General features: G+C 69.0%; 16 protein-coding genes. 6 read left to right on the top strand and 10 right to left on the bottom strand.

All coding sequences use genetic code 11. The features are described from left to right. Nucleotides 1-14: 14 nt before the first annotated feature. Both nrdR and glyA read right to left on the bottom strand, forming a co-directional pair. Nucleotides 15-524 (bottom strand): transcriptional regulator NrdR, encoded by a 510-nt coding sequence (gene nrdR, locus WDW90_RS16550; protein WP_336488500.1) that lies wholly within the window; start codon nt 522-524, stop codon nt 15-17. 128 nt (nt 525-652) lie between these two features. Further along, complete coding sequence (gene glyA / locus WDW90_RS16545; RefSeq protein ID WP_336488499.1) at nt 653-1,957, bottom strand: serine hydroxymethyltransferase; 1,305 nt, start codon at nt 1,955-1,957, stop codon at nt 653-655. A 243-nt stretch (nt 1,958-2,200) separates the two neighbouring features. On the opposite strand from glyA, the gene WDW90_RS16540 reads away from it, so the two are divergent. Together WDW90_RS16540 and WDW90_RS16535 are read left to right on the top strand one after the other, a co-directional pair. Then, the gene (locus WDW90_RS16540; protein WP_336488498.1) at nt 2,201-2,833 is read left to right on the top strand and encodes a hypothetical protein; all 633 of its coding nucleotides are present in this window, start codon (nt 2,201-2,203) and stop codon (nt 2,831-2,833) included. 57 nt (nt 2,834-2,890) lie between these two features. Further along, entirely contained in the window at nt 2,891-3,340 is a 450-nt protein-coding gene (locus WDW90_RS16535) for a hypothetical protein (RefSeq protein WP_336488497.1), read from the top strand. Between the two features lie 135 nt (nt 3,341-3,475). On the opposite strand, the gene WDW90_RS16530 is transcribed toward WDW90_RS16535, so the two are convergent. Then, entirely contained in the window at nt 3,476-4,780 is a 1,305-nt protein-coding gene (locus tag WDW90_RS16530; protein ID WP_336488496.1) for a L,D-transpeptidase family protein, read from the bottom strand. Between the two features lie 274 nt (nt 4,781-5,054). Here WDW90_RS16530 and WDW90_RS16525 point away from each other — a divergent pair, with 274 nt between their 5' ends. From WDW90_RS16525 to WDW90_RS16510, 4 genes are all read left to right on the top strand, one after another. Next, the gene (locus WDW90_RS16525) at nt 5,055-5,402 is read left to right on the top strand and encodes a hypothetical protein (RefSeq protein ID WP_336488495.1); all 348 of its coding nucleotides are present in this window, start codon (nt 5,055-5,057) and stop codon (nt 5,400-5,402) included. Nucleotides 5,403-5,444: 42 nt separating this feature from the next. Further along, nucleotides 5,445-6,416: a copper chaperone PCu(A)C domain-containing protein gene (locus WDW90_RS16520; protein ID WP_336488494.1), complete on the top strand. Its 972-nt coding sequence runs from the start codon at nt 5,445-5,447 to the stop codon at nt 6,414-6,416. A 137-nt stretch (nt 6,417-6,553) separates the two neighbouring features. Then, a complete protein-coding gene (locus WDW90_RS16515) occupies nt 6,554-8,665 on the top strand; it encodes a TonB-dependent receptor family protein (protein WP_336488493.1) in 2,112 nt (703 codons plus the stop codon). Between the two features lie 108 nt (nt 8,666-8,773). After that, the gene (locus WDW90_RS16510) at nt 8,774-9,838 is read left to right on the top strand and encodes an acyltransferase family protein (protein ID WP_336488492.1); all 1,065 of its coding nucleotides are present in this window, start codon (nt 8,774-8,776) and stop codon (nt 9,836-9,838) included. Here WDW90_RS16510 and WDW90_RS16505 read toward each other — a convergent pair. From WDW90_RS16505 to WDW90_RS16475, 7 genes are all read right to left on the bottom strand, one after another. Beyond that, nucleotides 9,805-12,870 (bottom strand): hypothetical protein, encoded by a 3,066-nt coding sequence (locus WDW90_RS16505; RefSeq protein WP_336488491.1) that lies wholly within the window; start codon nt 12,868-12,870, stop codon nt 9,805-9,807. The genes WDW90_RS16510 and WDW90_RS16505 overlap by 34 nt on opposite strands. A gap of 119 nt (nt 12,871-12,989) precedes the next feature. Then, the gene (locus tag WDW90_RS16500; RefSeq protein ID WP_336488490.1) at nt 12,990-14,450 is read right to left on the bottom strand and encodes a glycosyltransferase; all 1,461 of its coding nucleotides are present in this window, start codon (nt 14,448-14,450) and stop codon (nt 12,990-12,992) included. 35 nt (nt 14,451-14,485) lie between these two features. Beyond that, on the bottom strand, nt 14,486-16,912 hold the full coding sequence (locus tag WDW90_RS16495) for a penicillin-binding protein 1A (RefSeq protein WP_336488489.1): 2,427 nt from the start codon (nt 16,910-16,912) through the stop codon (nt 14,486-14,488). 178 nt (nt 16,913-17,090) lie between these two features. Continuing rightward, on the bottom strand, nt 17,091-18,353 hold the full coding sequence (locus tag WDW90_RS16490) for an N-acetylmuramoyl-L-alanine amidase (RefSeq protein ID WP_336488488.1): 1,263 nt from the start codon (nt 18,351-18,353) through the stop codon (nt 17,091-17,093). A 309-nt stretch (nt 18,354-18,662) separates the two neighbouring features. Further along, a complete protein-coding gene (gene rfbA, locus WDW90_RS16485; protein ID WP_336488487.1) occupies nt 18,663-19,532 on the bottom strand; it encodes a glucose-1-phosphate thymidylyltransferase RfbA in 870 nt (289 codons plus the stop codon). Nucleotide 19,533: 1 nt separating this feature from the next. Beyond that, nucleotides 19,534-20,430, bottom strand: coding sequence for a dTDP-4-dehydrorhamnose reductase (gene rfbD / locus WDW90_RS16480; protein ID WP_336488486.1), 897 nt, complete (start codon nt 20,428-20,430; stop codon nt 19,534-19,536). 5 nt (nt 20,431-20,435) lie between these two features. Continuing rightward, on the bottom strand, nt 20,436-20,683 hold a 248-nt coding region (locus WDW90_RS16475; RefSeq protein ID WP_336488485.1), incomplete at its 5' end, for a GDP-mannose 4,6-dehydratase.

Raw genomic sequence — 20,683 nt, 5'->3', positions numbered from 1 at the left:
GGTCACGGAGCCGCTCACGGGCGCGCCCGCGCTCTGCGCCGGCCGGTGGTGGACTCGGGCTCCGGCAGGCCACCGGTCTCGGCCAGCGTGCCGAGCAGGTCCTCGAAATCCTTGGCCTCGCGGAAATTCTTGTAGACGGAGGCGAAGCGCACATAGGCCACGTCGTCGAGCCCCTTCAGCCCCTCCATCACGAGCTCGCCAATGGCCTCGCTCGTCACCTCGGCCTCGCCGCCGCTCTCCAGCTGGCGGGTGATGCCGCTGACGAGGCGCTCGATCCGCTCCGGATCGACCGGCCGCTTGCGCAGGGCCACGTCGATCGAGCGCTGCAGCTTGTCACGGTCGAAGGGCACGCGCTTGCCCGAGCGCTTCAGCACGGAGAGCTCGCGCAGCTGCACCCGCTCGAAGGTGGTGAAGCGGCCCGCGCAATCGGGGCAGACCCGGCGGCGGCGGATCGCGGCGCCGTCCTCGCTCGGGCGCGAGTCCTTCACCTGCGTGTCGGAGCCGCCGCAATAGGGACAGCGCATCGGGCGGAAACCCTCGTGGAACAAACGACAACGGCCGCGGATCACCGATCCGCGGCCGTTCTCTAACGTGGAGAATGCCTGGCCGGAAGGTCAAGCCGCCGGCCACGTCCTCTCGGAAGGCTGGAGCCTCAGCCGTAGATCGGGAAGCGCCGGGTGAGCTCGTGCACCTTGTCCTTGACGCGGGCCTCGACCTCGGCATCGCCCGTCTCGCCCTTCGCGGCGAGGCCGTCCAGCACCTCGACGATGAATCCGCCGATCTGCTTGAACTCGGCGACGCCGAAGCCGCGGGAGGTGCCGGCCGGGGTGCCCAGGCGGATGCCCGAGGTGACCGTCGGCTTCTGCGGGTCGAATGGCACGCCGTTCTTGTTGCAGGTGATGTCGGCCCGCGAGAGCGCGGCCTCCGCCGCCTTGCCGGTGAGGCCCTTCTTGCGCAGGTCCACCAGCATCAGGTGGTTGTCGGTCCCGCCCGAGGTGATGTCGTAGCCGCCCGAGATGATCGTGTCGGCGAGCGCCTTCGCGTTCTCGATGACCTGACGCGCGTAGACCTTGAACTCGGGCTTGAGGGCCTCGCCGAAGGCCACCGCCTTGCCGGCGATGACGTGCATGAGCGGGCCGCCCTGCAGGCCCGGGAAGATCGCCGAGTTGAACTTCTTGGCGAGCGCCTCGTCGTTCGTCAGGATCATGCCGCCGCGCGGACCGCGTAGGGTCTTGTGCGTGGTCGTGGTGGCCACGTGCGCGTGCGGGAACGGCGACGGGTGCACGCCGGCCGCCACGAGGCCCGCGAAATGGGCCATGTCCACGAAGAAATAGGCGCCGACCGCGTCCGCGATCTCGCGGAACTTCGCGAAGTCCCAGTGACGCGGATAGCCCGAGCCACCCGCGATGATCACCTTCGGCTTGTGCTCATGGGCGAGGCGCTCGACCTGCTCCATGTCGATGCGCATGTCGCTCTCGCGCACCGTGTAGGACACGGGCTTGAACCACTTGCCGGAGACGTTCGGCGGCGCGCCGTGGGTGAGGTGGCCGCCGGCCGCGAGGTCGAGGCCCATGAAGGTGTCGCCGGGCTGCATCAGGGCCATGAACACGCCCTGGTTGGCCTGGGAGCCCGAGTTCGGCTGGACATTGGCGAAGGCGCAGCCGAACAGGCGCTTGGCGCGCTCGATCGCGAGATTCTCGGCGACGTCGACGAACTGGCAGCCGCCGTAGTAGCGCCGGCCAGGGTAGCCCTCGGCGTACTTGTTCGTGAGCACCGAACCCTGCGCCTCGAGGACGGCGCGCGAGACGATGTTCTCGGAGGCGATCAGCTCGATCTCGTGCTGCTGGCGGCCGAGTTCCTGCTCGACCGCCTTGGCGATCTCGGGATCGGCCTCGGCGAGCGACGCGGAGAAGAACGTGTTCGAGAAATGCTTGTCGGCGAGGGTACCGGCGGTCATGGATGGCCTCTTGCTCTTATGATCGGGTGACGCACCCGGCTGACCCGTCGGCGTGCACGGGCGGGCGTTCAAGCCAGGATATCTACACGGGCTGGGATGCCAGGCCAAGCACAGGTGAATTTGCCGCTGGCTTAAAAAAAAATGAAGTGCGGAGGCTGACAAGAGCGCACGGCTCAGTCAAGGAATATATTAAATTTCATAGGAATTTATGTTAAGCCTCGACCCTCGGCTGGAGTCGATGCGATGCTTGATCAGACCGAGATCAACCAAATAGATCTAGAACTCTCTTATCTCAATCTAAAATTGAAAATAATCAAGCTGCAATCTATTGTAAGCACAAAGGCCAACTTCAATCCTGATCAACCGAGAGACGAGTGCGGACGTTGGTGCCTTCAGGGCGGCTCCAGCGTTCAGGTCGTCAGGCGCGATCGGACCGGTGACCCAAAAATCGATGCGAAAACCGATATGCTTATTGATATTGTCAAGGAAGTGGTCGAAACGATGGGCCCTGGAGCCGGCCCGCTTTACGGTATTTATGTTCATACAGCTTCCGGAACTCGTATCAGGGAGTTGGACATTCCGGGAATTGGGAAGGATGGGGTTGAGCAAAGTTTCAGCGCCGGCGACCTCGTGAGATATGGCTTGGATGGCAGCGTCCGAACAGATGTCATTCTACGGGATGCCCAAGGCACAAATGGGCGAATCTTGGCGATCTGGGACATCAAGACTGGAAATGCGCGACTCACGAAAGCGCGCGCAACAGAAATCCGAGCTGGCGCGGGTGTCGGCGCTGACGTGCCGATCATCGAAATTCACGTTATTCGGGGCATCAGCGTGAAACAGATTATCTCGACGCTTTACCGTCGAAAGGCGTAATCTGCGAAAATAATAAATGTCGAATACAATCTTGCAGCCGAAAGCGACGGAGCCAATATGTCATTCGAAGCATACATATTTTGCGACAAAGTCATTCATTCCGTGAGTGAATGGCAGCGTCATATTAATGATCTTGGATTTCCGGTTCGCATCGAATCGAGCCGGGAATTGATGTCGTCGAAGGGGCATCTCCCCGCGGTTTGGAGCGATCGTGAAGTCGGGTTCGAATTCGGACCCATCGACCGCGACGACGTCATTGAAACCTACGATGACGTTGATCTCGGCGGCCCCTGGACGCACGCCTTCGCCCTTTACTGGAATACGTTGCCGGGCTTCATCGGCGCCTGGGTCTGCGCCGCAGCCTATGCCAAGGCGGTCAACGGCATCGTCTTCGACCCGCAGGAGAGCCTTGTCCTCCATCCGATCGCGGCAGCTCGCCACGCACAGGCGGCGATCGATACCCTCCCGAAAATCGAGGCACTGGCCGCCGCCAAGAAACGAACGTGATCGTCCATATTATAGCAATCGCAGCATCATAAGCCGGGAGACATCTTCGCGATCGGGTCTGCGTCCCAGGCTAGATCGGGCTACCGTCGCAAAGGACGGTGCGGCTTCATCCGCACCGCCTTGACGCGCAGGGCCTCAGTTCTCCTCGTCGCCCGGCTCGAAGCTCTCCGGCACCGTCGACTGCGCGCTCGCCACCGGCGTCGGCGCCGAGACGGTCGATGGCACGTTGACGCCGTCGCGCTTGTAGATGTCGTCGCGGAACTGCACGAGGCCGTCCGGCGTCGCCCAGGCGGTGATGTAGGTCCAGTAGACGGGCACCGGGGTGCTGAGCGTTGCGTCGACGCGCTTGCCGCTCTCGATCGCCTGCTCGACCTCGGCGCGGCCCCAGCCGGGCGTGTCCTTGAGAAGCCAGGTGATGTACTCGCGCACGTTCTGCACGCGCACGCAGCCCGAGGAGATGAAGCGGAAATCGTCGCCGAACACACCCTTGGTGTTCGTGTCGTGCATGAACACGCCGTAGGGGTTCGGGATGTTGATGCGCACGATGCCCATCGAGTTGAAGTCGGCGCCCGAATCCTGGCGGTAGCGATAGCGCGTGCCCTCGTCCGAGTTCCAGTTCACCGAGGCCGGCGAGATCTCGGTCTCGCCCGAGAAGATGCGGATCTTGTTCTCGGTGAGGTAGTTCGGGTCCTTCTGCATCTTCGGAATGAGGTCCTTCTTCACGATCGAAGCCGGGACCGTCCAGAAGGGATTGAAATTGATCTGCGTCGCCTTGGTGTTCATGATCGGCGACTGGCGGTCGATCTTGCCGACGCCCGCGGCGTGCAGCGTCACGACCTGACCGTTCTCGACGGTCTGGACGAGGGCCGCCGGGATGTTGGTGATGACGAAGCGTTGGCCGAGATTGCCCGAATAGGAGCGCAGCCGCACCGCGTTGATCTCGAGCTGGCGCAGGCGCACATCCGCCGGCACGTTCATGGCCTGCTGCGTGGCCATGCTCATCGTGCCGGTCTGGCTGAGGCCGTGGCGGGCCTGGAAGCGCTTCACGGCCGCGGCCACGTAGGAATCGTAGACGCCCGAGCCGCCCGAGACCGGATCGAGGTCGCCCGTGACGATCAGGCGCTGGCGCACGGCCGCGACCGCGGGTCCGCGCCCGCCGATGCGCAGACGGTCGGCGCCGGAGACCGGTCGCCAGCCGCCGCGGGCGACGATGTCCTTGTAGCGCTCGATCATCTGCTCGGTCGCCGCAACCGTCTGGGGCGACAGGATCGGCGTCGAGGAGCGCTGCACCTGCATGCCGGCGGGCGAGGCGTAGTCCTGCGCCCACTCGGCCTGGGCGAAGCCGCCCTGCTCACGGGCGATCGCCGTGTGGCCGACGAGGGCGGCCGTGGCGAGAAGGGCGAAGCCGAGCGCGCGGTGGGTGTGAGCCTGTGTCAGCATCGGTCGGAAGCTCTGGTCCATGGCTGGAGCAAGTCTGGATCGCGGGTGGGACGTCAACGCGCCGTGATCCCCATGCCCTCAAGGTGTCGCGGTACAGTTAAGAACCCATGCTCTCCGGGCCAGATTAAGGCGTGGCTGTGCTGGAGCGCACACGGACCGGCGGTGCGGCCCTGCGGCAACAGCGCTGCTGGGCCCGGTGTGGCAACAATGGCGCATCGGCCGCCCATCCCCTAAAGATGCGCCCATGGTTCCAGGCAACACGAGGACGGGCCGTTTGCGCGCGATCACCGCGGTGGTCGCGCTCTACGCGTTCGTGCTCCAGGCCTTCCTGGGAGGCCTGATGCCGATCCAGGGCGGCGGCCCGGACGGCGTGCTCTGCCTGCACGCGGCCGAGACCGGGCTTGCCGATCCGGGCCCGGGCACACCGCTTCCGGCCCATCACGGTGATTGCTGCACGGCCGCCCCCCTCGCCGGAAGCGCCGAGCCGCCGCGGCCCGTAGGCGTCGGGCTCGCCTGGTCGCTGCGCAACGTCACCAGGGTCAGCTGGCATGCGTCCGACGCGGTCGCCGCGCGGGCGCCCCCCAACACGATCGCTCATCCGCGGGGACCTCCCGTCACCTGAATCGATCCCGCCCGATCCCTTCAGACAGACGGACGTCCCACCATGCATCGCGTTCCCCGGGCCGAGCTCTACGCCGCCCTGTTCCTCACCGCCTCGACCACCGCCGCCCTCGCGCACGCCACGCTCGAGCGCAAGGAGGCGAGCCCGAACACCGCCTATCGCGGCGTCGTCCAGATCATGCACGGCTGCGACGGCAAGCCGACCACGCGGGTCAGCGTGACGATCCCCGAGGGCATCGTCGGCGCCAAGCCCATGCCGAAGCCCGGCTGGCAGATCGCCATCGCGCGGGGCGCCTATGAGCGGCCCTATCCTTCCTTCCACGGTACCGTGAGCGAGGGCGTGAAGACGATCACTTGGAGCGGCGGCGAGCTGCCGGACGACCAGATCGACGAGTTCACCTTCTTCGCCCGCGTTTCCGACGCCTTCGCGCCCGGCAGCACGGTCTATTTCCCGGTCGAGCAGGATTGCCGCACGGGCAGCTATCGCTGGAGCGAGATCCCGGCCGCCGGACAGAGCGCGCGCGACCTCAAGGCGCCGGCCCCCGGCGTCCTGATCGTCGCCGCTCCGCAGAAGGGCCCAGCGCCCGCCGCCGTGAAGGCGGGTGACCTCGCGATCGAGACGCCCTGGATGCGTGCGACGCCCGGAGGTGCCAAGGTCGCAGGCGGCTACGTCCGCATCACCAATGCCGGCACCGCGCCCGACACGCTGACCGGCGCATCGATTCCGATCGCGGATCGCGGCGAGATCCACTCCATGTCGATGGAGGGCGGCGTGATGCGGATGGCCGCCGTCGAGGGCGGCCTGACCATCAAGCCCGGCGAGACCGTCGAGCTGAAGCCCGGCGGGCTCCACCTGATGTTCCTCGACCTGAAGGCGGGCCCGAAGGCTGGCGAGACGGTGCAAGGCACCCTGACCTTCGCGCGCGCCGGCACCGTGCCGGTGACCTTCTCGGTCGCGCCGATCGGTGCGCAGGCGCCCGGCGGCGAGGCCGCGGGCGGGCACCACCACCACTGAGGCCGCCACGTGGCCGTCCTCTCTCCGCTCCGGAGAGAAGACATTCGTCTCGTTCGCGCGCGGCTCGCGCGTGCCGACCGACCTCGCATGGACGCGCAAGCCCCCGGCATGGCCGGGCGCCGTCCGGAGCCCATCTCATGCCTTCCCCGACCCGCGCGGGCGCCCTGGCGCTCGCCCTCCTCCTGCCGGCGGCGCCCCGGGCGCAGGCCGAATCGACCGCCAGCGCCGAGCTACCCGAACTCTCCGTCAGCGGAACCGCCGTCGCCGCCGGCTCGCTCACGGTGCCGAGCGTTGCCGAGCAGCGCGCCGCCGTGAACGCGACCGTCGGCTCGGTGGCCTTCGTCGATGCCAAGAGCTTCCAAGACCGCTACGCCAACACGCTGCGGGACGTCCTCAAGGACGTGCCGGGCGTCTATGTCGAGGAGCGCTACGGGCAGGAGTTGCGCCTGTCGGTGCGCGGCTCCGGCGTCAGCCGAGGCTTCCACCTGCGCGGGATCGAGCTCCTGCAGGACGCCATCCCCCTCAACCTCGCCGACGGCAGCGGCGACTTCTATCAGATCGACCCGCTCTCCCTGCGCTCGGTCGAGGTCTACAAGGGCGGCAACGCCCTGGCCTTCGGAGCAACGACGCTCGGCGGCGCGATCAACTTCGTGACGCCGACCGCCTACACGGCCTTCGCGCCGAACATCCTGCGCATCGACGGGGGCTCGTTCAACACGATCCGCGAGAACTTCCAGTTCTCGCGCATCTCGGGGCCGGCCGATTTCCTGATCAACGGCACGCTCACCAATTCCGACGGCTACCGCATCCACGAGACCCAGCGCACCCAGAACTTCAACGCCAATCTCGGCTACAAGCTCGCGCCGGGCGTCGAGACCCGGTTCTATGCCGGGGTCTACCTGACCGACCAGAAGCTGCCCGGCACGCTGACCCTGTTCAACGCGTTGAACAATCCGACACTCGCCAACCCGACCGCGATCACCGGCAACCAGTCCCGCAAGGTCGAGACCGAACGGATCGCCAACCGCACCTCCTTCGCGCTCGATGTCGGCCGGCTCGACATCGACAGCTGGGCGATCCACAAGTCGCTCTACCACCCGATCTTCCAGGTGATCGACCAGGGCGGCTGGACCTACGGCATCGCGCCCCACTGGTCGGGCAGCTTCGACGTCGCGGGTTTTCGCGACGACGTGATCCTGGGACTTCGCGCCTTCGCGGGGCAGACCTCGGCGCTGCAATTCGTCAACATCGCGGGCCAGCGCGGCGCCCAGACCTTGAACTCGGTCCAGAGCGCCTCGAACCTCGAGGCCTATGGCGAGAACCGTTTCTGGTTCCTGCCGGAGGTCGCCCTGATGACAGGGGCGAAGCTGTTCTCCTCGAACCGCACCTACAGCAACAAGGGCGGCTTCACGGGCACGAGCCAGTTTCCCTCCTTCGCCGACGTGACCTACGAGGGCGTCAACCCCAAGATCGGCCTGCTCTGGCAACCGCTGCCCGACATCCAGGTCTTCGGCGATATCACGCGCTCGCGCGACGTGCCGGACTTCACCGACCTCGTGCAGCAGAACACCCTCAACACCACCTTCGTGCCGCTGCAGGCCCAGCGCGCCTGGACCTACGAGGCGGGCACCCGCGGGCGGATCGACCGGCTGACCTGGGACGTGACCCTCTACCGCTCGGAGATCCGGGACGAGCTGATCAACTTCTCGGTCAATCCGGGCCTCGGCATCCCGGCCGCGACCTTCAACGCCCCGCGCACCCGCCACCAGGGCGTCGAGGCTGCGGTCAGCCTGGAACTCGCCCGCGCGTTGGCGGCCCAGGGCGATACGCTCACGGTGAGCCAGATCTGGACCCACAACGACTTCCGCTTCGTCAACGACCCGGTCTTCGGCAACAACCAGATCGCCGGCATCCCGCGGGACGTGCTGCGCACGGTCCTGACCTACGCGCATCCGAGCGGCTTCTACCTCGCGCCCTCCGTCGACTGGGTGCCGCAGGGGGCCTATGCCGACCAGGCCAACACCTTGCAGGTGCCGGGCTACGCCCTGTTCAACGTCCGGACCGGGATCGACTTCGCCAACGGCGTGTCGCTCTTCGTCGATGCCCGCAACCTCACGAATGCCCATTACGTCTCGGACATCTCGGTGGTCACGAACGCGGCCGCGACAGTGGGCGGGGCGGCGGCGCTCGCCGCCTTCTATCCGGGTAACGGGCGCAGCGTCTTCGGCGGACTGCGCGCCGCGTTCTGAGGATGTTCATCCCCAGGTGCCACCGACCTATTCGGGGTGGCCGGTCGGATACAGGAGTCCGGCTCCCGCAATGCTATTGATGGGATGATGGACCGGCAGGGCGGCGGGATGGCTCGGGAACGCGACAGGGTCATCACCGTGCTGCAGGCGGGCCGGGCGCTCGCGGCGCTCGCCATCGTGGCCTACCATTCGGCCATCGCGACGCGCGACTACGCCGAGGCGCTTCCCGCGGGCGCCTTCTACGCCTTCGAGCGCGGCGCCTTCGGGGTCGACTTCTTCTTCGTGCTGAGCGGCTTCATCATCCTGCACGCCCACCGAGACGACCCGATGGGGCCGGCGACGGCGCGCGCCTACGCGGTGAAGCGCCTGACGCGCATCTACGTGCCCTACCTGCCCGTCTCGCTCGGGTTGATCGGGCTCTACCTCGCGCTGCCGCAGATCTCGGGCAGCCAGCGCGACTGGAGCCTCGTCACGTCGCTCACGCTGCTGCCGACGGGCTCGCCCCCCGCGCTGGCGGCAGCCTGGACCCTCGTCCACGAGATGATGTTCTACGGGATCTTCCTGCTCTCCTACTTCGTCCGGGGATTCGCCTGGATCGTGGCCGCGTGGGTCGGCCTGATCCTCGCCGGGATCGGGCTCGGGCTTCAGACGTCGATCGCGGCACCGAGCTGGCTGAGCCTGTTCGCGCCGATCAACGCGGAATTCGTCGCCGGCCTGCTCGCGGCGCTCGCCTACCGTGCGGCCCCGCCGCGCTGGGCCCTTCCCGCAATCGCGATCGGAACGGCGGGGCTCCTCGGATTTTTCGCGCTGGGCGTCGATCCGGCGGGGCCCGGTCGCATGGGCTTCGGCTTCGCGGTGGCCTTCCTGGTGGTCGGCGCCGCCTGGCTCGAGCGCGCCGGCCGCCTCGCGGTGCCGGGCTGGCTGATCCTCCTCGGAAATGCCTCCTACGCGATCTACCTGGTGCACAACCCGCTGGCGTCGCTCGCCGCGCGCATCGCCGGCCGGTTCGAGGGCCTCCGCTCCTGGCCCGCGAGCCTCGCCCTCTGCATCCTGCTCGGTGTCGCCTGCGGGTTGATCTACCATCTTTCCATCGAGCGGCCGGCGCTCGCCGTCCTCAAGCCCCGGCGGCGCCTAGCGGATCAGGGCGAGGCGGAGGCGATCGTCCGCTCGTAATCGGCCAGCGATGGCCGACGCAACGGCCGCGGGGCGGGCGGCGCGATCTCGCCGAGCCGATCGCGGGCGGCGAGGAGATGCGCGAGGAGTTCGCGCGTGTCGCGCGTCGGCGGGATCAGGAGGCCGCCGCCATGGTCCCGGATGCGGTCGGCCGCTTCACCGAGATCGAAGGCGAGGATCGGGTAACCCGCCTCCCACACCTCCGACAGCGCGTAGGAATGCGGCTGTGGCCACAGGCTCGGCAGAAAGACGAGATCGGGGTCGGCGGCTCGAAGCTGGGCCCGCAGATCCGCCGCCTCGCAGGGAGCGGCCACCGAAGCGTTGCCGTGGCGCACCAGCGCCTCGGCATCCGGAACGGCTCCGAGGACGACCAGGAACAGCGGCGCCTCCTCCTGGGCCGCACGCTCGGCGAGCTTGCGGATCAGGTCTGAGCCGTCCCGGCGGTGGCGCGCGCCGACCACGGCGACCCGCAATCCGCCGACGCCGGCGGCTCGGCGTCCCACCACACCGACCGTGGTGGGCGGATCGGGCTCCGGGTGCGGCAGCACCGCGATGGTCTGAAGGCCCATCCGCCCCGCGTATCGGTTGGCGGTGTCCCGGCAGGGCGCGAGAATGTGCTCCGCCCCTTTCAGGAACCCTGCATTGAAGGCGAGCCAAGCCTCGAGATCGCTGTCGATCAGCGCGCCCTCATCGGCGAAGGTGTGGCGGATTCCGCTCGCGATGCAGGTCTGGCAAACCGCCGGCGGCGGTTCGCCGCAATAGGCGTTTCGCCCATCGATCAGGTCCACTCTCGGGCAATACCACTGGAAATCGTGAAGGCGCACCGTGTAGGGCCGCGCGCCCGATTGAAGATGCCTCAGGAACTCGCTCGGGAAGCCAAGGCGCGAATTCACCTGGATCGTGACGGTGGCACCCTCCGCCTCCAGGCTCGTGAGGAGTTCCTCCAAGCCGACCGGCTCCAGGGGCACGGTGATGCCCGCGCCGTCGAGCGCGAGGCGAAGGCGCGGCGCGCCGGGCGGGCCCTCGGCCGCCGTGAGGACCGCGACCTCGTGGTCTGGCTCTCGCGGCAGGCTGCGGATATCGGCGAGGTAGCGTGCGAGTTCCTCGGTGTCCGCATGCGCGAGGTGAAGCGACAGGCGGCGCACCCGGCCCGCCAGGAGCCGGATCACGGCGCGCAAGCGCGCGGGACTGAACGGGTCCGACGCAGCGAAGGCCCGGCATTCGGCCGCGTGTTCCGGATAGAGCCGATCCAGGCGGGACGCGTCGCGCATCGCGTCCGAACGGGAACCGCCCGCGAAGACGTCGGCGGCGCCGAGATGGCGCCAACCGAGGTCCCGCGCGCGCAGGCACCAATCGGCGACCGCAGCCGCTGCGCCCGTCCAGGCGTCGGAGAAGGCCCCGACATCGTCGATGGCCGCGCGGGCAAGGTACAGGCAGGCGGCGTCGCCCGCCGGCAGGATCGCCGGCCCTGCCCCCTCAGCCGCCAGGGCGCGATCGATCCCGGCCGCATCGAGGCTCGGCGGGAGCGGCTTCGAACGGGCACGACGGGCCAGGCGGATGCCGAGATCGGTGTTTGCCAGGGGCGAAACGGTGGCGATGGAAGCCCGGCCGCAGTGCCGGGCCAGCCGCTCGGCGAATCCGGGCGGCGGCACCGCGCTCGGGCTGAGAATCAGGGCGTCCTCGCCGGGTTCCAGAAGGGCGATCGCACGGTTGGCCAGCGCGGACCAGCCGGGGGCATCGGGCTGATGGAGGATCGTCAGTCCCGGAGGCCCTTCGGCGCCCTGATCGGCCGGATCCGTCCCGCCCGAAGGCTCGGGCACGCGATCATGCATCACGATGGCGCGCATCCGACCCGGATCGAGCTGGGGTGTCAGGGCTTCGAGGCAACGCCCCAGATCGGCGGCCTCGCCCTGGACCGGCACGATGACGCAGACCCGTGGGATCGGGCCCGGCTCGTCGCGTTCGCCTCCTTCTCGCATCCGACGCGGCGGTGCCGGATCGGGACCGGCCTGGAACGCCAGCCGCGTCTCCGGATCGGCCCGCTCGATCGCGACGATCGCGCCGCGGATCGCTTCCCGCTCAGCCCGGCTCGCCGCCGGCGGACCCGGCATCGCGAGGTAATCCTGTGCAGCGGCGCGCTGCCTCGCCACGCGATCGGCCTGCGTCAGCCCTTCGAACCGTCCCAGGACTATCTCAGAACCCTCAGGCCCCGCGACGAGGGTGCTGCCCGGCGCGACGGCGCAGCCTCGAAAGACGAAGCCCGCCGCCTCGCGCCCGAACACGGCCTTGAGATCGGCGCGGAAGCCCGTCCCGATGCGCGCCACCGTCCGGCCCTCGGCGACGATGCGCAGGGTCGCCGGCGCGTCGCAGGCCGCCTCGTCGAAGAACCAGCCGGACAGGCGGTCGGGCTCGGCGGAGTCGACGTGGAAGCGCGGCTTCGAGGTCCATTCGCCGAAGTCGAACTCGGCCGCACCGGCCCGCACCCCGAGCCGGTGCGGGCGCCCGTCGAGGGCCCCGCGCGGCAGGGGCAGCCGAAAACCGTCCCAGCCGCCCTGACCGCTGAAACCGATCAGCTCCGGACGGAGCCGGTCGAGCCGCGCTGATCCTCCCGGAACGCCATCCACGAGAAGAGAGATGTCCGGCTTCCCGCCCGGGAAGAGCGGGGAGATCCATCCTTCGAGCGCCGAGTCGCGTACCCCGTCGATATGGGCGCAATAGCAGCCCGGGCCAATCTCGAACCGACGGCGGCGCAGGCGCCCGCGGATCGCCACGCCGAGCGTGCAGGTGCCGGGTCTTGAGAACAGCTCGGATTCGAGCTTTGCGACGGCGATCAGCCCGCGGTCGGACCGGACCACGCGCGCGATCGGCACGGTCCGCGGCGCTGCGCGATCCGCTTGGACCGTGATGGCAACAGCATCGGCCCCCTGGGACGGCAGCAGCTCGACCAGCACGCCGCTGTTGAAGATGGTGAAGAACGGCGCGGCATCCCGGCGCCGTCCGAGCCACCGGTGCAAGGGCTTCAGCGGATTCAAACGTCGACTCTTCTGCCAGACGGTCTCAGGACGCGCCCGGGTCAGCGGCGAGAGCCCGGGCGGACGCCCTTCTAGCGGGTCTTCGCCGCCCTGGGAAAACATCGCCGCCCGGCGGGCGGTCACGCGTTCCGGAGCGGATCGGGCAGGCCCGGCGTGTCGCCGTTGATCCAGCCGCGGCGAGCGAGCAGCCGCACGCAGGAGCCGAGGAAAGCCCCGAGGCCGAGCTCGATCGCGTAGGCACGTCGATAATGGTCGCCCCAATCGGCGCCCGAGGCGGCGAAGGCGACGGGGCCGAAGCCGCGGCAGAGGCGGCTCACGGCTCGGTTTCGCGCCGGCTTGAGACCTGGGGCTGCCTGGAGCCGATCCGCCAGAACGCGCAGCCGGGTCGGCTCGAGGACAAGCCAATGGTGGATGGAGGATTCGCGAAGCGCCTCACGCGGCTTCCGGCCGCGCAGTCCCACGCGGTAGAAGCGATCGATTCGGCGCAGCGCCTGGCGGGTGATGAAGGCGACCCCCGGCCAGCGCCCGAGCGCCCCCGTGTGGTTCGCGCCGTGCTGGATATAGCGCACCAGGGGTTGGCCCAAGTAGCGAAGGCCACGATGCCGCTCGGCCACCAGGGCGATCCAGTGGTCGTGATAGGTCAGGTTCGGGGTCGCGGGAAACGGCAGGGCACGCGCGATCAGGTCGCGGCGGGCGAGGATGGTCATGCCGGTGACGACATTGGCCAGGAGAAGCCCCGCGAGGCTTCCGTAGCGGGCCTTGCGGTTGATCCAGAACGTGCCCGACAGGGTCTCGCCGTCGCGGCTCGCGATCTCGAGGTCCGAGTAACAGCAGCCGAACGGCAGCTGAGCGATCACGTCGAGCTGCCGGCTCAGCCGGTCCGGCAGCCATTGATCGTCCTGATCGCTGAAGGCCACGAAGGCGCAGCCGCTGGGCAGCGCCGCGCAGGCCCGTTCGAAGTTGCGGTAGAAGCCGAGATTGGGCCCAGGCGGCAGCAGCCGGAAACGCGGATCGCCCGCGATCGTCGCCTCGATCATCTGGCGGCAGGATGCCGCCGAGCCGTCATCCGAGATCACGCAGATCCAGTCCGCGTGGGTCTGCGCCCGGATCGAGGCGATCTGCCCTGCGAACAGCTCGGAATCCGGGTTGTAGGTCGCCATCGCGATGCCGACCGAGCGGCCTGCGATGCCGGCGGGATCGGGCAGCGGGTCGATGCGGATGAGGTCGACGCTGCCAACGGTCAGGATCGCCTCGCCGCCACTGCGCCAGACGAGCGTCGCCTCGATCCGGACCGGGCCGCCGTGCAGGCCGGGATCCGCCGGGAACACGGCCGACGCGTAGAAGCCGCCGTCGAGCCGGTCGCCGGCAGCCGCCTGGAACGGCCCGAGAAGGTCGGTCTGCAGGAAGACGCGGCCCGCCTCGACGCGGTGCTCGCCCTGGATCAGATACAACCGCAGGCCGGCAAGCCGCTCGGACCAATGGTGGACGAAACCGCCGATGCCGAGCGCCGTGCCCTGGGGCGTCTGGACGAGCGGCGCCGCGAGGCGGTCGAAGCTGATCCGAACGGTGCCGCCCGACATGATGCCTCGCCTCGCGCGGCCGACCCGCGGCGACCTCAGTAGAGACCGCCGGCCTGCGCGGCACGGTCGGCATCCGGCGGGACGGCGCCGGCCGGCGGGGCGGCCGGCTGGGCCACGTAGGCGTCGGGCGGGGCGGTGCCCGGCTTGAAGGCCTCGAGGATCGTGCCGCCGCCCTCGCCCGAGCCGGCGCGCATGCCGGAGGCGACGTTGACGCGGATCAGCTTGATGCCCGGAGGCACGCGGAACGGCGTGGGCGGCTTGTCCTTGAGCGCCTGCTTCAGGAAGTCGAGCGCGATCGGAGCCGCGAGGCCGCCGCCCGTTGCCCGGTCGCCGAGCGAGCGCGGCTTGTCGAAGCCGATATAGACGCCGACGGCGAGGTCCGGCGAGAAGCCCACGAACCACGCGTCCTTGGCATCGTTCGTCGTGCCGGTCTTGCCGGCGAGCGGCTTGCCGATCTGCTTCAGGATGGTGGCGGTGCCGCGCTGGACCACACCCTCCATGATCGAGACCATCTGGTAGGCGGTCAGCGGGTCGAGCACCTGCTCGGAATCGTCGACGAGCTTCGGTTCGTCCTGGCCCGACCACTTCTCGGCGTCGCAGCCGACGCATTTGCGGTTGTCGTGCCGGTAGATCGTCTCGCCGATGCGGTCCTGGATGCGGTCGATCAGCGTCGGGCGGATGCGCCGCCCGCCATTGGCCAGCATCGAGTAGGCGGTGACCATGCGCATCACCGTCGTCTCGCCGGCGCCGAGCGACATCGGCAGAACCGGCAAGAGGTCGTCGTAGACGCCGAAGCGGCGGGCATATTCCGCGATGAGCGGCATGCCGACGTCCTTGGCCAGCCGCACGGTCATCAGGTTCTTCGAATGCTCGATCCCGTAGCGGAGCGTGTGCGGCCCGCCGGACTTGCCGTCGTAGTTCGAGGGCGTCCAGGCCTCCTGGCCCGGACCGGCTTCGATGGTGATCGGCGAATCCTGCACGATCGAGGACGGGGTGTAGCCGTTGTCGAGCGCCGCCGAGTAAACGATCGGCTTGAACGAGGAGCCGGGCTGGCGCTGGGCCTGCGTCGCGCGATTGAACTCGCTCTCGTCGTAGGAGAAGCCGCCAACCATCGCGTGGACGCGCCCGGTATAGGGATCCATCGCCACGATGGCGCCGGATACCTCGGGCTTCTGGCGCAGGCGGAACTGGCCGCGCCCGCCTTCCATCGCCTCGACGTAGACGACATCGCCGGGGCTCAAGGCGGTAGCCGCGCTGCGGCCGGTCCACTTCAGGCCCTCGGGCGGGATCATCCCGGTCTCGCGCTCCTTGGAGACCGAGCCGCCGGCCTCGCGCCGGGGCTGCAATCCGATCTGGGCCGAGCCGCCGCTCGTCGAGAGCACCACGGCAAGGCGCCAGGGGGCGACGTCGCCGAGCGCGGGCACCTCGGCCACCGCCATGCCCCAGTCGCGGCCGGTCAGGTCGACCTTGGTCTGCACGCCGCGCCAGCCATGGGCCTGGTCATAGCGCACGAGGCCGTCGACGAGCGCCTTGCGGGCCCAGGCCTGCATCTTCGGATCGAGCGTCGCGCGAACCGACAGGCCGCCCTCGTAGAGCTTCTTCTCGCCGTAGCGCTCGGAGATCTCGCGGCGGACCTCCTCGGTGAAGTAATTGGCGTTGGCGGCGTTCGGGAAGGCGACGCGCGGGTTGATGCCGAGCGGCATCTTCTTGGCGGCGTCGGCCTCCTCCTTGGTGATGTAGCCGTTCTCCGCCATCAGGCGGATGATCTCGTTGCGCCGGTCGAGCGCCGCCTGGGTGCGGCGGTAGGGATGGTAGTTGTTCGGGCCCTTGGGCAGGGCGGCGAGGTAGGCGGCCTCGTTGATCGTCAGCTCGTGGACCGACTTGCCGAAATAGTCGAGCGCGGCCGCGGCGACGCCGTGCAGGTTGCGGCCCGGCACGATCGTGCCGAGGAAGATCTCGTTCAGGTAGAGTTCGAGGATCTTGTCCTTCGAGTAGGCCGCCTCGATACGCAGCGCGATCAGCGCCTCGCGGATCTTGCGGTCGAAGGTCTGCTCGTTCGTGAGCAGGAAGTTCTTGGCGACCTGCTGGGTGATGGTCGAGGCGCCCTGCTTCTTGCCGCTCTTGGCGTTCGTCAGCGCCGCGCGCACGATGCCCTCGGGATCGATGCCGCCGTGCTTGTAGAAGTTCTTGTCCTCAGCGGACAGGAACGCAGCGACCACGATCTTGGGCATCGCCTGGATCGGCAGGTAGAGGCGACGCTCGCGCGCGTACTCGGCCAGCAGCGAGCCGTCGGCCGCGTGGACGCGCGTCATCACGGGCGGCTCGTAATTGGCGAGCTGCGCGTGGTCCGGCAGGTCCTGGCTGTACTTCCAGTAGAAGAAGGCGCCGACCGCCGCGAGCAGGACGAACACCACCGCGCCCGCGCTGAACAGGAAGGCGAAGAAACGAAGGATGAAGCGCATCCGGTGTCCCGTCCGTCGATTGCTCTGCCGCCGTCCGCGGACGCGGGCGCACCCTGGCAAATCCGCCCGATCGAGCGGGGCGCGAAGGGCGTTCAGGCGCTGGTAACGTGCCCGCCGACGGATGCCGATTGCGCAGCGCCGCGGCCGGGGCTTGGTTAAGCGCGTATCGACACCGGATCTATGGTGAAACTGGGGCGATGGAGGCTGCGCGCCGGGTCTGGCCGGCAGGTCGGACCAGGGTTGCGCGGTTCGTGAAGAACAGGTCGACGGCCTTCGCCATCGAGCCCGTCACGCTCTCGCGCCAAGCCTCCGACTGCAGCAGATCGAGGTCACGCTTGCTCGACAGGTAGCCGAGTTCGACGAGCACGCTCGGCACGTCGGGCGAGCGCAGCACTCTGAATCCGGCCTCTCGATGGGGCTTGGCGCTCATCTCCATGACGGGACCGAGCTGGCCCATCAGGGTACGGGCGAAGCCCGAGGAGAAGCCGCGCGTCTCGCGCAGGGTCAGTTCCTGCAGGATGTCGACGATGTCGCTCGGGCCCTCGCTCGAATCGGTGCCGGCAGCAGCGTCCGCCTTGTTCTCGCGGTCGGCGAGCCGCGCCGATTCGGCGTCGGTCGCCTTCTCCGAGCCCGTGTAGATGGTGGCGCCGCGCACCTGCGGCGCGGCCGAGATCGAATCGGCGTGGATCGAGACAAAGAGGTCCGCCTTCGCCTCCCGGGCGAGCCGCACGCGTTCGCCGAGCGGCACGAACACGTCGCGGTCGCGCGTCATGCGCACGCGGTAGCGCCCTCCGGCCTCGAGGCGCTTCACGAGCGCTTGCGCGAAGCCGAACACGATGTCCTTCTCGAAGGCGCCGGTCGCCGCGATGGCGCCGGGATCCGTGCCGCCGTGGCCGGCATCGACCATGATCAGCGGACGCAGGTCGGCGGGCTCGACCGGCACGGCGAGCTTGCGCTGAGCCGGCGCCGGGTCGCTCGCAACCGCGGCCCTGCGGAATGTCTCGCGGTCGGAGCGTTGGAACTCGATCGAGAGCAGCACGGCGCCGTCGCGCGGACGCGTCGCAGTCTCTATCCGGCCGACCGTGGCCGCCCCGGTCAAGTCGACGACGATGCGCGACCGGCCCGGCGCGAACAGGCCGTAGCGGAAGGATTGGACGAGGCCCTCGCGGCGGCGTCCGGCCTCGGCATCGAGCTGGAAATTGACTTCGGCGAGGTCGATCACCGCCCGATCCGGGCGCTCCATCACGAAAGCGCGAGCCTCGACGGGCTTCGAGAGGACGAGGGTGAGCTTGGTCGGCCCGCCCGGGCTGCTCGTAAGGTCCGCCGCGATGGCGACCGCACCCGTCCGGGCTCTGTCGCCGTCCTGCGCGCCCGCCGGGCCGGTCCCGATCAGGACCAGCGCGAGAAGGGCGGAACGGATCAGGCGCGTGCGTGCGAGCATCGGTCTGCGGTGGTTTCCCCGTGCCTTCCGTTAGGGCATAGGGCGGCCAGGGTTAACGGGTCGTTGTCGTGTCGGTTTCACTCCGCCGCACGCTGTTGCCGTGGCGCGACACGCGCCGGACCGGTCGGCTCCGCTTGCACGGGACGTGGGGCGCCAAGAGTGGGGCGCCATGAGCGGTCGGACCGTCAAGCGGTCGGACTGTCAGCGAGTTCAGAGCCGGGACGATGATGGAGAGGTCGTCCGCCCGATCCGCGGCTCTCGTCGTCTGCCCGGCCGGGGAACGCGCTTGGAGATAGGAACGTCGCGCGCTCAGCCCTCGCGGGCGAGGCGCAGCAGGTTCTGCCCGTAGGCGGTCTTGGCGAAGCACTCGCCAGCCGCCACGAGCTGGTCGCGGGTGATGAAGCCTTGCAAGTAGGCGATCTCCTCCAGGCAGGCCACCTGCAGTCCCTGCCGGTTCTGGATCGTCCGGACGAACTCGGAGGCCTCCAGGAGGCTGTCATGCGTGCCGGTGTCGAGCCAGGCGTAGCCGCGGCCCATCCGCTCCACGTGCAGCTGCCCGCGCTCCAGATAGGCCTGGTTGACGCTCGTGATCTCGAGCTCGCCCCGGGCGGAGGGGGTCACGCTCGCGGCGATATCGAGCACGCGGTTGTCGTAGAAATAGAGGCCTGTCACCGCCCAGGTCGAATCGGGCTCCCTCGGCTTCTCGACAATCCGCGTCGGCCGCCCTCCGGCATCGAGGCTCACCACGCCGTAAGCCTGCGGGTTCTCGACATGGTAGGCGAAGATGGTGGCGCCCTCGCGCCGCGCCAGCGCCGATTTCAGAAGCTCCGTCATGCCGGCGCCGAAGAACAGGTTGTCGCCGAGGATCAGTGCAACGGAATCGTCGCCCACGAAGTCGCGCCCGATCAGGAAGGCCTGCGCAAGACCTTCCGGCCGCGGCTGCACCGCGTAGGCGAAGCGCACCCCGAACTGCTCGCCGGTGCCGAACAGGCGGCGGTAATTGTCGAGGTGCTCGGGGCTTGAGATGATCAGGATGTCCCGGATGCCGGCGAGCATCAGCACCGACACCGGATAGTAGATCATCGGCTTGTCGTAGACCGGCAGCAGCTGCTTGTTGATCGACAGCGTGGCCGGATGCAGCCGCGTGCCGGAGCCGCCGGCCAGAACGATGCCCTTCATGTCAGACTCCTGCGCGCTCGGCCGGCCCGACGAGCCGGTCGAGAATGTCGTCGAGCGCGCTCTCCCACGGCCGCGGCGCGAGTCCGAAGGCCCGGCTCAGGCTCGCGGTCGAGAGCTGCGCGTTCATCGGGCGCCTGGCCGGAGTCGGGTAGGCGCTCGTCGGGATCGCGTCCACCGGGACCGCCCGCCCGCCGCGCCGGGCTGCGCCCGCCAGGATGGCACGGGCGAAGCCGCACCAGGTGGTCGACCCCGCATTGACACAGTGGAACGTGCCGGTCGGCGCCCCCGGGTCCCGCGCGAGGCGGGTCGCGATCACGGCGAGCGCCTCGGCGAGGTCGCGGGCGGAGGTCGGGCAGCCGCGCTGGTCGTCGACCACGGCGAGGCGGTCGCGCTCGGCCGCGAGCCGCAGCATGGTCTTGACGAAGTTGCCCCGGTGCGGGCTCACCACCCAGGCGGTGCGTACGATGGCGTGGCGCGGGCCGGCGGTGCGCACCGCCCACTCGCCGGCCGCCTTGCTGGCCCCATAGACGCTCTGCGGGTTGACGGGCGCGTCGGGCTCGTAAGGACCGGAGGCCGTGCCGTCGAACACGTAGTCGGTCGAGACGTGGACGAGGGGAATGCCCGCCCTGGCGGCCTGCGCGGCGAGGAGCGCGGGCGCCAGCGCGTTGAGCCGCCACGCCTCGGCCACGTCGCTCTCGGCCCTGTCGACGGCCGTGTAGGCCGCCGCGTTGACGATTCCCCCGTAGGCGCGTTCCGCGAAGGCGCGGGCGAGCGCCGCCTCATCCGTCGCGTCGAGCTCCGCGCGGGTCGGCGCGTGCACCCGGATATCCGCGTCCCAGGCGATGGCCTGCAACTCGGTGCCGACCTGGCCCGCCCCTCCGAGGATCAGGATGTCCATCGGGCTCAGCCCGCCGTCGCGTGCGATCTGGCCGGGGCGAGGCCGAGCCGCTCGCCCGCGTAGCGGCCCTCCCGGATCGGGCGCCACCAGCCTTCGTTGGCGAGATACCAGCGCACCGTCTCGGTGAGCGCCGCCTCGAAGTCCTTCGCGGGCGCCCAGCCGAGCTCGGCTTCCGCCTTGGACGGGTCGATGGCGTAGCGCCGGTCATGGCCGGGCCGGTCGGGCACGAAGCCGATCAGGCGCTCGTGCGGCC

The sequence above is a fragment of the Methylobacterium nigriterrae genome (genome assembly GCF_037106235.1).
GTDB classification, from domain to species: domain Bacteria; phylum Pseudomonadota; class Alphaproteobacteria; order Rhizobiales; family Beijerinckiaceae; genus Methylobacterium; species Methylobacterium nigriterrae.
Note: the sequence above shows the minus strand (reverse complement) of the source record. Positions and strands in the feature narration are given on the sequence as shown.

Coding starts and splice junctions, on each gene's coding strand:
- nrdR (WP_336488500.1), bottom strand. CDS start 524: ATGCGCTGTCCCTATTGCGGCGGCTCCGACACGCAGGTGAAGGACTCG.
- glyA (WP_336488499.1), bottom strand. CDS start 1,957: ATGACCGCCGGTACCCTCGCCGACAAGCATTTCTCGAACACGTTCTTC.
- WDW90_RS16540 (WP_336488498.1), top strand. CDS start 2,201: ATGCTTGATCAGACCGAGATCAACCAAATAGATCTAGAACTCTCTTAT.
- WDW90_RS16535 (WP_336488497.1), top strand. CDS start 2,891: ATGTCATTCGAAGCATACATATTTTGCGACAAAGTCATTCATTCCGTG.
- WDW90_RS16530 (WP_336488496.1), bottom strand. CDS start 4,780: ATGCTGACACAGGCTCACACCCACCGCGCGCTCGGCTTCGCCCTTCTC.
- WDW90_RS16520 (WP_336488494.1), top strand. CDS start 5,445: ATGCATCGCGTTCCCCGGGCCGAGCTCTACGCCGCCCTGTTCCTCACC.
- WDW90_RS16515 (WP_336488493.1), top strand. CDS start 6,554: ATGCCTTCCCCGACCCGCGCGGGCGCCCTGGCGCTCGCCCTCCTCCTG.
- WDW90_RS16510 (WP_336488492.1), top strand. CDS start 8,774: ATGGCTCGGGAACGCGACAGGGTCATCACCGTGCTGCAGGCGGGCCGG.
- WDW90_RS16500 (WP_336488490.1), bottom strand. CDS start 14,450: ATGTCGGGCGGCACCGTTCGGATCAGCTTCGACCGCCTCGCGGCGCCG.
- WDW90_RS16495 (WP_336488489.1), bottom strand. CDS start 16,912: ATGCGCTTCATCCTTCGTTTCTTCGCCTTCCTGTTCAGCGCGGGCGCG.
- WDW90_RS16490 (WP_336488488.1), bottom strand. CDS start 18,353: ATGCTCGCACGCACGCGCCTGATCCGTTCCGCCCTTCTCGCGCTGGTC.
- rfbA (WP_336488487.1), bottom strand. CDS start 19,532: ATGAAGGGCATCGTTCTGGCCGGCGGCTCCGGCACGCGGCTGCATCCG.
- rfbD (WP_336488486.1), bottom strand. CDS start 20,430: ATGGACATCCTGATCCTCGGAGGGGCGGGCCAGGTCGGCACCGAGTTG.